Source organism: Erwinia sp. LJJL01, assembly GCF_047300805.2.
Taxonomy (GTDB): domain Bacteria; phylum Pseudomonadota; class Gammaproteobacteria; order Enterobacterales; family Enterobacteriaceae; genus Erwinia; species Erwinia aphidicola.
Map to the genome: position 1 here is coordinate 699,415 of NZ_CP178576.1, position 12,150 is coordinate 711,564.

Sequence of the window (12,150 nt, forward strand, 5' to 3'; positions counted from 1 at the left end):
GATATCACAGGCGGACACTGGCCCGAAAGGCAGCATTCTACACTACATATCAAAGGGGTGGAATCTTCGCAGGCAGGCAATAGTGCACGCAAAGGCATATCAACGAGGAAATAAGATTTGAACCAGCGTGGAACGGGGCTGACGGCAGGATAAACCCGCCGCCAGATTCGAGGCCAGTCAGGCATCGGTAGTGACGTGCAGCGCGTCAGGAGGCAGTGCAACGCTGAGGATCACCGGCTGGAAAGAGGCTGAACGGCCCAGAATGCTGGAGATACCTTTTGCAATAATAAAACCGCCCACGCCGCCCAGCAGCGCGCCGCTGGCCGCGGCCAGATCGCTGTGGAACAGCATCTGGAAAACGCCGGCCAGGACGAATAAACCGATAAGCGGCGTCATATAAACCAGAAATGCCGAACTCAGCAGGCTGGTTTCGGCAATGCCTAATTCAATACGCTGGCCCGGCTGCAGCGGCTCGACGCTGGTGATTTTCATCACGTGCGCATTTTTTGGCCCCAGCTTGTTCAGCATATGGCTGCCACACCCCTTGCGGGCAGAGCAGCTGCTGCAGGAAGTTTTCATTTCGGAGTGCAATGTGGCAATACCATTCTGCCACGAGACCACCGTCGCCCATTCTCTCATCATGGTGTTTTACCCATCGTCACGCTGTCAGCAATACGTTTAGCGGTGGCAGGAGGCAGTTCGCCCACTACCGTAATTTCCGCATTATTACGCACTTCAGTCTGCACCGTACGACGCCCAGTGCGCAACTGCTGTGGCGAACTGCTTTTATCCGCCATCGTCACGTTGATGGAAAAACTGAACAGACCATCGGAGTAGAGCCGGGATTCCACCGGGCGATCAAGCGAAGGTAGCTGGCGGCGGCTCTGGGCGATCTCTTTCATTCCGGCGGGCAGCCAGCCAGCTTTCCAGTTGAAGGTCACCGCACCGCTGGTAGGTACCGAAAGCACCGGCGGCAGCTTAGCGGTTTCCAGGCCCTGCATAATCTTACGTACGCCGTCATCCACCGCGAAGCTGACCACGCGGTACTGTTCCAGCGTCTCGCCGTCGCGGTCCATCAGGTCAACCCGCAGCGGCAGCTTAGTGTCGCTGTCCAGCCAGACAATGTAACCGTAGCGCGTACCATCACGCGGCACGATGCGGATCACTTCGCACAGCTGGTCGGCAATGCGCGTGCGGCCAACGGAGACAAAATCATAGGTCGCGGCAAGCTGCTGAAAATCGGCATACACCAGCGCCGGCAACGAATCAACAATGTGATCCCCGGTCATGGTGAACGGTTCCAGCCCCGCTTCAAAATAGCTGACCTCATTGCCGCGCTGGATAATCTCACGGCGCGGCCCATCCATCTGCAACAGCTGGGCAAAGACTTTGTTGTCGATAACGGTATGACGGTAGCGAAGCGATTCAATGCCCATGCGGGAGACATTGATATAGGCAAGTTCGTAACTGAGAGACTGGCTGGCCTGCTCCATCTGTTGCAATAGTGCCCCGGACGGCGTTTGCGCGGCCGGGGCGACAGAGGAGTACATCAGGCTGCCAGCCATAAGGCTGACTGCACACCAAAGCTGCTTCATTACTGCGATTGCATTCCTAACGACTGGTTACCTGGAACCTGAGCAGCAGCCTGCTGATCGGGGCTTTGCTCAAACTGCAGCTGTTCAGCATGCAGACGGCGTTGCAGTTCATAGTCCTGCAGCAGCGCATTCACGCGGCGGCGCTGGTCCTGAACCTGCTGGTTAGCGTTGCTATTGTTAGTGTTCGCGTTGTCTGCGGGCACACCCAGGCTAACCTGGGAAGCCTGCCCCATCATCGGCAGCGTGTTAAACACCGGGGCGTCGGAAGACTGACCGACCACCGGTTTATTGTACTGCTGCACGCCGACAATCACGGCCAAAGAAACGCAAGCGGCGACGCCAACCTGAGTAATCTGAGCTGCCCACGGGCGCACTTTTGCCCAGAACGGCATCACGGCAGCCTGTTCAGGTTTAGGCTGTGCTTCAACAATCAGAGGAGTGACTTTCTGCGCTGGCTCGTTCTCAATCGCCGCCATAACGCGCGCGGAGATATCAAAATCGAGCAGCTGAGGAACATCACCGCGCAATGTGTCGCGAATCAGGTGATAGCTTTCCCAGTTTTTCTGCAGCACAACGTCTTTAGACAACGCGGAAATGGCTTCATTATCCAGCGTTTCACCGTCCATCAGAGCGGAAAGTTGTTCTTTCTGCATACCTCAATACCCTTCCTGTGTCCGCTATCGCTAGCGTTGGATAAGCGGTTGAATTTTATTATCGATAGCTTCACGGGCGCGGAAAATACGGGAGCGAACAGTCCCTACCGGGCAATCCATGATCACGGCTATCTCTTCATAGCTCAGGCCATCGAGTTCACGCAGGGTGATAGCCATGCGCAAGTCTTCGGGTAACGTCTCGATGGTACGAAAAACGATTTGTCGCAACTCTTCTGACAACATTAAGTTCTCAGGGTTCGATATTTCTTTCAGAGCTCCCGCACTTTCGAAATTTTCTGCATCGATCGCGTCCACATCGGTAGACGGCGGGCGGCGCCCCTGAGCAACCAGGTAATTTTTGGCCGTATTGACGGCAATACGATAGAGCCAGGTATAGAAAGCACTGTCGCCCCGAAAAGATTCCAGCGCACGATAGGCCTTAATAAACGACTCCTGCACTACGTCAGGCACGTCTCCGGAGGGCACATAGCGGGAAACCAGGCTCGCCACTTTATGCTGATAGCGAACTACCAGTAAGTTGAATGACTTCTGGTCTCCTTTCTGTACACGCTCTACGAGAACCTGATCCGTTAACTGCTCGCTCATCCGAGGTAAATTCTCCCCAAATCTGTCTTCACGCGTAATCGCACTTCCAGCAATAACTCAATCTTTTTGAGCAAGCATGCGGTTTGAGTCGTCATCATCAGGAAAGTTCCATTACGCCATTATTTTTGTGTAGCCGCCGGGGGACAGGACAAATCAGCACGCTTTTTTATGCATTCTTACGGATTTGTCGGCCACTGCCTCTCTTTGTTCCTGAAACAGTGAAGCTCAGGAGCCCAACAGCCGTCGCAGAGTACCGCAAGGAGCCTCAGTTTTCACCCTATAATCACGACAATAAGTGAACGTTCGTAATATTAAACGCCCTCTTACGCGGATTTTTCAAAAAGATGTCGTTTTTGTGACGAGCACTATTTGATTTGGCTCCCACTCTCGAGCGTGGTCGATAAAAAGCCTTTTTGCCGGGTTAATTTGAGTGCTATGCTCAGCAAACAACCTGTTTAGTAAATTAAACACCATGACTCTCTCTTCCGATTATAGCTGTGACGTGTTGATTATTGGCAGCGGCGCAGCGGGCCTTTCGCTGGCGTTACGGCTGGCCGAAAAACATCAGGTCACCGTGCTGAGCAAAGGCCCGGTCAGTGAAGGCTCCACGTTTTATGCTCAGGGCGGTATTGCCGCGGTGTTTGATGAAACTGACAGCATCGAATCACACGTGGAAGACACGCTGATTGCCGGCGGCGGCCTGTGCGAACGTGAGGCCGTCTCCTTTATCGCCAGCAACGCCCGTCACTGCGTGCAGTGGCTGATCGACAACGGCGTGCTGTTTGATAAAGACACCCCGGCCAACCATGAACAGCCCTACCACCTGACGCGTGAAGGCGGCCACAGCCACCGCCGCATCCTGCACAGCGCCGACGCCACCGGCAAAGCCGTGGAAACGACGCTGGTCAGCCAGGCGCTGAGCCATCCAAATATTAAGCTGATTGAACGCAGTAACGCCGTTGACCTGATTGTTTCCGATAAAATCGGGCTACCGGGCGAGCGCCGCGTGGTGGGCGCCTATATCTGGAACCGCAAGCGTGAAGCGGTGGAAACCTGCCGCGCCCGCGCCGTGGTGCTGGCAACCGGCGGCGCGGCGAAAGTCTATCAATACACCACCAACCCGGACGTCGCCTCCGGTGATGGTATCGCGATGGCCTGGCGTGCAGGCTGTCGCGTCGCCAACCTTGAGTTTAATCAGTTCCACCCAACCTGCCTGTTCCACCCGGATGCACGCAACTTTCTGCTGACCGAAGCGCTGCGCGGTGAAGGGGCCGAACTGAAGCGCCCTGACGGCACGCGCTTTATGCCTGACTTCGATGCGCGCGGCGAGCTGGCCCCGCGTGATATCGTGGCGCGGGCGATTGACCATGAGATGAAGCGGCTCGGCGCTGACTGCATGTATCTGGACATCAGCCACCAGCCGCCGGAATTTATCCGCGCCCATTTCCCCACCATTTACGAAAAGCTGCTGACGCTCGGCTTTGACCTGACGAAGCAGCCGATCCCGATTGTGCCTGCGGCGCACTACACCTGCGGCGGCGTGATGGTCGATCGGCAGGGCCGCACCGATCTCAGCGGCCTGTATGCTATTGGTGAGGTCAGCTACACCGGCCTGCACGGCGCTAACCGCCTGGCCTCAAACTCGCTGCTGGAGTGCCTGGTGTACGGCTGGTCAGCCGCCGGGGATATCCATCGTCGCCTGCCGGACGTGCCGATGGTGGCGGGGTTACCTGCGTGGGATGAAAGCCGGGTCGATGATTCGGACGAGCGCGTGGTGATCCAGCATAACTGGCACGAGCTGCGGCTGTTTATGTGGGATTACGTCGGTATTGTGCGCACCACTAAACGCCTTGAGCGCGCCCTGCGCCGCATCAACACGCTGCAGCAGGAGATTGACGAATATTACGCCAATTTCCGCATCTCCAATAATCTGCTGGAGCTGCGTAACCTGGTTCAGGTCTCCGAACTGATGGTGCGCTGCGCGATGGCGCGCAAGGAGAGCCGCGGACTGCACTACACGCTGGATTACCCGGAAGCGCTGGATGAAGCGCTGCCGACCATTCTGCAGCCGCAGCTGAACGATTAATTAGCGGAACAGATAGAAATCGCGGGTCAGGCTACAGTGCGCTTCAGAGTACTGCTGGTCAGGCCCGCGAATCGTCATCCGGTCCAGCAGTTGTTCACCCGCTTGCGGGGAGAGCGCCAGCAGCACGCGGTTTGGTGGCCGCGTCTCGTTATCAGACACGTCGGTGCGAAAACGCAGATGCCAGCCGCGCTGCAGCGCCAGCTCCACCAGCTTACTCCCGGCTGCTTCCGGCAGGACGACGCAGAAAAACCCCTCTTCAGCGATCAGATCCTCAGCACACTTCAGCAATACATCGTGCGTCAGGCTGGCGGTGTAGCGCGCGGAAGCCCGCTGCGGGCTGGCGCACTCCGATCCCGGCGCAAAATAGGGAGGATTGCTGACAATCAGCGAATAGCGCTGCACGCAGCGTTCGCTCCAGCTAACAATATCCGCCTGGTGCACATGCACTCTGCCGGGCCACGGCGATGCTGCGACATTTTCTTTGGCCTGCCCGGCTGCCGCTTCATCCAGTTCCACCGCATCAATTTCGACGTTTTCAGCGGTTCTCTGCGCCAGCATCAGGGCAATTAAACCACTGCCGCTGCCGATATCCAGCGCGCGCGTAACGTTCGCCACCGGCGCCCAGGCGCCCAGCAGCACGCCATCGGTGCCGACCTTCATCGCACAGCGATCGTGAGCAACAAAAAACTGCTTGAAGGTAAATCCGTTGGCGCGAAGAATGGCTTTCTGTTGTGACATTTGACTGACCTGAAAGGGAAACGGCGCTAGCATAGGACAATCCGCGATGAAGGAAAAGTCATTAACTCGACACAAACAGATGAAGATCGCGCTCAATCTGTCTATAATCAGCGCCCCAAACTGAGGTAGACCATGACTGTAACCACTTTTTCCGAACTCGAACTTGACGAGAGCCTACTGCAAGCCCTGCAGGAGAAAGGCTACACGCGCCCTACTGCCATTCAGGCAGAAGCTATTCCGGCAGCACTGGAGGGTCGCGACGTTCTGGGTTCGGCACCAACCGGTACAGGCAAGACTGCGGCCTACCTGCTGCCCGCGCTGCAACATTTGCTCGACTTCCCGCGTAAGAAGTCCGGCCCGCCGCGCATTTTGATCCTGACCCCGACCCGGGAACTGGCGATGCAGGTTGCAGACCAGGCGCGTGAGATGGCGAAACATACCCACCTTGATATCGCCACCATCACCGGCGGCGTGGCGTTTATGAACCACGCCGAAGTTTTCAGTGAAAACCAGGATATCGTGGTCGCCACCACCGGCCGCCTGCTGCAGTACATTAAAGAAGAAAACTTCGACTGCCGCGCGGTGGAAACGCTGGTGCTGGATGAAGCCGACCGCATGCTGGACATGGGCTTCGCTCAGGATATCGAAACCATCGCCGCCGAAACCCGCTGGCGCAAACAGACGTTACTGTTCTCCGCCACGCTGGAAGGCGAAGCTATTAAAGACTTCGCAGAACGCATTCTGAACGAGCCGATCGAGATTGAAGCCGATCCGGCACGCCGCGAGCGCAAAAAAATCCAGCAGTGGTACTACCGCGCGGACCATATCAAACACAAAACCGCACTGCTGATCCACCTGATGAAGCAGCCGGAAGTGACCCGTGCCGTGGTGTTCGTGCGCAAGCGCGAGCGTGTGCACGAGCTGTGCGGCTGGCTGCGCGAAGCGGGCATCAACACCAGCTACCTGGAGGGTGAACTGGTGCAGGCCAAGCGTAACGAAGCGATCAAACGCGTAGTTGAAGGCCGCGTTAACGTACTGGTGGCCACCGATATCGCCGCGCGCGGCATCGACATCGACGATGTCAGCCACGTGTTCAACTTCGATATGCCGGTCACCGCAGATACCTACCTGCACCGTATTGGCCGTACCGGCCGTGCAGGCAAAAAAGGCATCGCCATCTCCCTGGTTGAAGCCCACGACAACATGCTGCTGGGACGAATCAGCCGCTACATCAAAGAGCCGTTGAAAGCGCGTACCATTGATGAGCTGCGCCCGACCACCCGCGCGCCAAATGAGAAGCTGAAAGGCAAACCGTCGAAGAAAGTGCTGGAAAAGCGTAAGCAGCAGAAAGAAAAAGAGAAGGCCGAAGAGAAACCGCGCGTGAAAGAGCGCCATCGCGACACCAAAAATATCGGTAAGCGCCGCAAGCCAAGCGCTGCGAAAACTGACAGTGCGGAATAATCACACTGCATAACAAAAAACCGCCTCCAGGGGCGGTTTTTTATTGGCTGATGATGGGCCAAAATGGACCATAGCGTTAAGGATATCGTCCAGCCAGCAAAAAGTCTCAACCTCAGCAGTCTCTCAGCAAAAAAAACAGGCCTAAAAACCGCCGATTATCAGTTAAGTAGACAACAAAAGCGGATGGCGCGATATTCGCCATCCGCTTATTTACCGACGGCTGTTAATGCTTAAAGGCTTTCAGTAAAGGTACGCGTAATCACGTCACGCTGCTGTTCTGGCGTCAAAGAGTTAAAACGCACGGCATAACCGGAAACGCGAATGGTCAGCTGCGGATATTTCTCCGGGTGCTTCACCGCCTCTTCCAGCGTTTCACGGCTCAGGACGTTGACGTTCAGATGCTGACCGCCCTCCACGCGCACCTGCGGTTTCACCTCCAGCGGGATTTCACGATATTCGATTTCACCGAGATCGCTGACCGGTACCACCTGATCTTCGCTGTAGCCGGCTTTAGCACAAACGCAGCGTGCTTCCGCTTTGTCGCTGTCCAGCAGCCAGAAAGAGTTCAGCAGGGCATTATTGGTTGCTTGAGTAATTTGAATTCCGGTAATCATGTTGTTGCCTCCCAGGCAATGGGCGCTGAAGAGAAGCTCAGCGCCAGGTTGATGGATAAACCCGTAATTGACTGGGATCTGTATACCAGCCTGCGAATAAGGCCTCTTTGATGCAAATCAAGCCATCGCTGGCACACTCGCTGGGTGATTGAGCAACTTTCTGTTTTATATCAATTTTAGCCGGATAATAATTTCTTCAATTCGTGTAAAAATTCAATTATTTTTTAAGTGTCACCCCGTGGGAAAGCGCGTTAAGCTACGCCCTTTGATGACGTTAAGGAGACGGTAATGGTCAATACCATGACCTGGCACGATGTGCTGGCTGAGGAAAAAGAGAAACCTTACTTTAAGGAGACGCTGGCCCGGGTAGCGGCAGAGCGTGCGGCTGGCAAAACCGTCTATCCCCCGCAGAAAGATGTTTTTAACGCTTTTCGCCTCACCGAACTGGGCGCGGTAAAAGTGGTTATTCTGGGTCAGGACCCTTATCACGGCCCCAACCAGGCGCATGGACTGGCCTTTTCCGTACTGCCGGGGGTCGCAGTGCCCCCTTCGCTGGTCAATATGTATAAAGAGCTGGTGACGGATATTCCCGGCTTCCAGCGCCCGAATCACGGCTTCCTTGAAAGTTGGGCACTGCAGGGGGTGATGCTGCTGAACACCGTGCTGACGGTGGAAGCCAGCCAGGCGCATTCGCACGCCAAATTCGGCTGGGAAACCTTTACCGATAACGTTATTGCCGCCATTAACCAGCATCGCGAAGGCGTGGTCTTTCTGCTGTGGGGCTCGCACGCGCAGAAGAAAGGCAGCATTATTGACCGCCAGCGCCACCATGTCCTGCAGGCGCCGCACCCTTCCCCGCTCTCCGCGCATCGCGGCTTTTTTGGCAGCGCCCACTTTTCCAAAACTAATCAGTGGCTGAGCGAGCATGGCGAAACGCCGATTGACTGGGCACCGCAGTTACCGGCTGAATAACTCGTAAGATCAGGGGGAAGCCGCCCCCTGAAAAATAATTTCCCTGCTGAATCACTTACATTTCCACACGCTTAACTGCGAATTCCATCACAACTTCTTATCAAGTTTTGCCCTCACCTGCCGATGGGTTCGAAGTCGAGGAGCATAAAAATGCTCCCTTTCTGGCTCGAACCAACTTAGGGGTAAATCAATGTCATCGCTAAAGAATATGAAAGTAGGCGTGCGGCTGGGTGCTGCATTTGGCCTGGTGATCCTGTTATTGATCATCGTCAGCGCTACCGCAATTATTAAGACCAGCAACATTAATCATTCCATCGACAGCATCATCAGCGACCGCTACACCAAAGTCCGCCTGTCGTTTGACGTGCGCGACGGCGTTAACGACCAGATCAAGTTTCTACGCGGAATGGTGCTGGACGCCGCCAACCCGGGTGCTAACGATAAGCGTTTTGCTCAGCTGAATGCGGCAACCGCCAAAACCAATGCGGCGATTGAAAAAATTGCCCAGCTGCAAACCACGCCAGTCGGCATTAAGAAGATCAAGGATGTGAAAGCGGCCGCTGCCCTGTTCGAGCAGGATAAACAGGATCTGCTGGATCTGATCCGTGCGCGGGATATCACCAATGCTACCGAAGTGGTGCTGCGTAAAATCACCTCCACCCAGAATGCCTTCCTTGATATCGTGGTAGCCTTTGCCGACTCGCAGTCTGGACAGCTGCAGGCCGAAGGCGTTAAGGCGGTGAAGGATGGCTCAACGGCGATAAAGATCACGCTGATCTTCTCCGCGCTGGCAATGATTGCGGCGGTGCTGCTGGGCTATTTCCTCACCCGTTCTATCGTACGCCCGCTGCGTGAAGCGGTGAAAATTGCCGAAAATGTCGCGGCGGGCGATCTGCGCAGCGCCATTCATGTCACCTCAACGGACGAAACCGGCCAGCTGATGCAGGCGCTGAAGAACATGAATGAAAATCTGCAGAAAATTGTCTATGAAGTGCGCTCCGGCACCGACCTGATTGCCAGTGCCTCCAGCGAAATTTCGGCGGGCAATATGGACCTCTCTGCCCGTACCGAGCAGCAGGCCAGCTCGCTGGAAGAGACCGCTTCGGCAATGGAACAGATCACCTCAACGGTGAAGCAGAACGCCGACAACGCACGCCAGGCCAACCAGCTGGCCGCACAGGCTTCACAGGTTGCCTTGCAGAGCGGCGATGCGGTGAAACAGGTGGTCAGCACCATGGAGATGATTAACGGATCGTCGAAAAAAATCGTCGATATCATCAGCGTGATTGACGGCATTGCCTTCCAGACCAATATCCTGGCGCTGAACGCCGCCGTTGAAGCCGCACGCGCTGGCGAGCAGGGGCGCGGTTTTGCCGTTGTTGCCTCCGAAGTACGCAGCCTGGCGCAGCGCTCGGCTTCCGCCGCGAAAGAGATCGCGCAGCTGATTCAGGACTCGGTGAGTAAAGTTGATGAGGGTGGCAAACAGGTGGCGAAAGCAGGTTCCACCATGGATGAAGTGCTCTCCAGCGTGAAAAGCGTGACGCAGATTATTGGCGAAATCTCGATTGCCAGCGCCGAACAGAGCAGCGGTATTGATGAGATTAACATGGCGATCACCCAGATGGACCAGGTGACCCAGCAGAACGCCGCGCTGGTCAACGAGTCAGCCGCGGCCGCGCAGTCGATGCAGGAGCAGGCAGATCAGCTGTCGGTCGCGATCCGCGCATTTAAGGTTAACGAACCTGCTTTCCAGTAAGCGCGCATAAAAATAGCCGCACAAGGCGGCTATTTGGATACTGCAGGAGCGACCGGGGAAAAGGTCGCCCCGTGCAGGCATTAAGCTTTGGCTTTGGCGACGGCAACCATCGCCGGGCGCAGCAGGCGACCGTTCAGGGTATAACCGCGCTGCATCACCATCAGCACGTGGTTTGGTGCGACCTCTTCAGACTCCATCATCGACATCGCCTGATGCACTTCCGGGTTGAACGGCACATTGGTGTCGCCAACCACTTCCACGCCAAACTTACGTACCGCACCCAGCAGTGACTTCATGGTCAGGTCGATGCCTTCAATCATCGAAGCCAGTTCCAGGTTCTCTTTATCGGCCACTTCCAGCGCGCGCTCCAGGCTGTCGATCACTGGCAGCAGCTCGTTGGCGAATTTTTCCAGCGCAAATTTGTGCGCTTTTTCCACATCCAGTTCGGCACGGCGACGGATGTTTTCGATCTCTGCCTGAGCACGCAGCTGCGCATCGCGCACGCCACCCAGAGAGTCGGCCAGCTGTGCTTCCAGTTCAGCAATACGCTCATCACGCGGATCCACCACTTCTGCTGTTTCCGCGTCCTGGTTTTGTGCCTGCTCCATCTCGATTTCGTCTGAAACTTGCTCGTTTGGTGTGTTCTGTTCTTTACTACTCATGAATTTCTCCGCGTTTGTGCATATTCATCTCGCTGGTTCGCTTATTATGGGGATCAGAATCGCGGTTTCAAGGGAACCAGTCACATTGTCGGGGCAGTTTACCTCGTAAGGAATGCCAGTAACATGAATACCCACTTCAACTGCATCGGGATCGTCGGCCATCCACGCCACCCCACCGCACTCAGCACCCATGAAATGCTGTATCGCTGGCTGACCGGGAAAGGCTATCAGGTCATTATTGAGCAGCAGATCGCGCGCGAGTTGAAACTGGATGGCGTCCTGACCGGAACGCTGGCGGAGATTGGCCGCAAGGCCGATTTGGCGGTGGTGGTCGGCGGTGATGGCAATATGCTGGGTGCGGCGAGAGTACTGGCGCGCTATGACATCAAAGTGATCGGTATCAACCGCGGCAACCTGGGTTTTCTCACCGACCTTGACCCGGATAATGCGCAGCAGCAGCTGGCCGACGTGCTGGAAGGGGAATACTTCGCTGAGAGCCGCTTCCTGCTGGAAGCCCAGGTTTGCCGCCAGTCCGGCACGCCGCGCATTGGCACGGCGATAAACGAAGTGGTGCTGCACCCGGGCAAAGTGGCGCATATGATCGAATTCGAGGTCTATATTGACGAGAACTTTGCGTTCTCGCAGCGATCGGACGGCCTGATCATCTCCACGCCGACCGGTTCCACCGCCTATTCCCTCTCGGCCGGCGGGCCAATCCTCACCCCGTCGCTGGATGCCATTGTGCTGGTGCCGATGTTCCCGCATACCCTGTCGGCCCGCCCATTAGTGATCAACAGCAGCAGCACCATCCGCCTGCGTTTTTCCCATATGCGCGGCGACCTGGAGATCAGCTGCGACAGCCAGATAGCGCTGCCTATCCAGCAGGGAGAAGATGTACTAATCCGCCGCAGCGATTATCACCTGAACCTGATCCACCCGAAAAATTATAATTATTTCAACACGCTAAGCTCAAAGCTCGGCTGGTCAAAAAAATTATTCTAAAAAGC

General features: G+C 56.0%; 12 protein-coding genes. 5 read left to right on the forward strand and 7 right to left on the reverse strand.

The features are described from left to right. Positions 1-177: 177 nt before the first annotated feature. Genes rseC through rpoE form a run of 4 tightly spaced genes read right to left on the reverse strand, consistent with a single transcriptional unit; the run spans position 178 to position 2,854 of the window. The gene (gene rseC, locus ACLI4M_RS04010) at positions 178-642 is read right to left on the reverse strand and encodes a SoxR-reducing system protein RseC (RefSeq protein WP_048915069.1); all 465 of its coding nucleotides are present in this window, start codon (positions 640-642) and stop codon (positions 178-180) included. Continuing rightward, on the reverse strand, positions 639-1,595 hold the full coding sequence (rseB, locus tag ACLI4M_RS04015) for a sigma-E factor regulatory protein RseB (RefSeq protein WP_048915068.1): 957 nt from the start codon (positions 1,593-1,595) through the stop codon (positions 639-641). Before rseB ends, rseC begins: the two co-directional genes overlap by 4 nt. Further along, positions 1,595-2,248, reverse strand: coding sequence for an anti-sigma-E factor RseA (gene rseA / locus ACLI4M_RS04020; RefSeq protein WP_133622985.1), 654 nt, complete (start codon positions 2,246-2,248; stop codon positions 1,595-1,597). Before rseA ends, rseB begins: the two co-directional genes overlap by 1 nt. 30 nt (positions 2,249-2,278) lie before the next feature. After that, on the reverse strand, positions 2,279-2,854 hold the full coding sequence (gene rpoE, locus ACLI4M_RS04025) for an RNA polymerase sigma factor RpoE (protein ID WP_048915066.1): 576 nt from the start codon (positions 2,852-2,854) through the stop codon (positions 2,279-2,281). A 472-nt stretch (positions 2,855-3,326) separates the two neighbouring features. Between rpoE and nadB the strand changes: the two genes are divergently transcribed. Continuing rightward, the gene (nadB, locus tag ACLI4M_RS04030; RefSeq protein WP_133622984.1) at positions 3,327-4,940 is read left to right on the forward strand and encodes an L-aspartate oxidase; all 1,614 of its coding nucleotides are present in this window, start codon (positions 3,327-3,329) and stop codon (positions 4,938-4,940) included. Here nadB and trmN read toward each other — a convergent pair whose 3' ends face one another. Next, entirely contained in the window at positions 4,941-5,678 is a 738-nt protein-coding gene (trmN, locus tag ACLI4M_RS04035; RefSeq protein WP_133622983.1) for a tRNA(1)(Val) (adenine(37)-N(6))-methyltransferase TrmN, read from the reverse strand. It abuts the gene before it with no gap. 132 nt (positions 5,679-5,810) lie between these two features. Between trmN and srmB the strand changes: the two genes are divergently transcribed. Further along, positions 5,811-7,139 carry an ATP-dependent RNA helicase SrmB gene (gene srmB, locus ACLI4M_RS04040; protein WP_048915063.1) on the forward strand — a complete coding sequence of 443 codons (1,329 nt, stop codon included), beginning with the start codon at positions 5,811-5,813 and terminating at the stop codon, positions 7,137-7,139. Between the two features lie 230 nt (positions 7,140-7,369). Here srmB and grcA read toward each other — a convergent pair whose 3' ends face one another. After that, positions 7,370-7,753 carry an autonomous glycyl radical cofactor GrcA gene (gene grcA / locus ACLI4M_RS04045; protein ID WP_048915062.1) on the reverse strand — a complete coding sequence of 128 codons (384 nt, stop codon included), beginning with the start codon at positions 7,751-7,753 and terminating at the stop codon, positions 7,370-7,372. A 288-nt stretch (positions 7,754-8,041) separates the two neighbouring features. On the opposite strand from grcA, the gene ung reads away from it, so the two are divergent. Further along, positions 8,042-8,725, forward strand: a complete 684-nt coding sequence (gene ung / locus ACLI4M_RS04050; protein ID WP_133622982.1) for a uracil-DNA glycosylase — start codon at positions 8,042-8,044, stop codon at positions 8,723-8,725. Positions 8,726-8,915: 190 nt separating this feature from the next. Continuing rightward, positions 8,916-10,481 carry a methyl-accepting chemotaxis protein gene (locus ACLI4M_RS04055; protein ID WP_133622981.1) on the forward strand — a complete coding sequence of 522 codons (1,566 nt, stop codon included), beginning with the start codon at positions 8,916-8,918 and terminating at the stop codon, positions 10,479-10,481. 80 nt (positions 10,482-10,561) lie between these two features. Here the strand turns inward: ACLI4M_RS04055 and grpE are convergent, their stop codons facing one another. Next, positions 10,562-11,143 carry a nucleotide exchange factor GrpE gene (gene grpE / locus ACLI4M_RS04060; protein ID WP_133622980.1) on the reverse strand — a complete coding sequence of 194 codons (582 nt, stop codon included), beginning with the start codon at positions 11,141-11,143 and terminating at the stop codon, positions 10,562-10,564. Between the two features lie 123 nt (positions 11,144-11,266). Between grpE and nadK the strand changes: the two genes are divergently transcribed. After that, positions 11,267-12,145, forward strand: a complete 879-nt coding sequence (gene nadK, locus ACLI4M_RS04065; RefSeq protein WP_133622979.1) for an NAD(+) kinase — start codon at positions 11,267-11,269, stop codon at positions 12,143-12,145. The last annotated feature ends 5 nt before the right edge of the window (positions 12,146-12,150 follow it).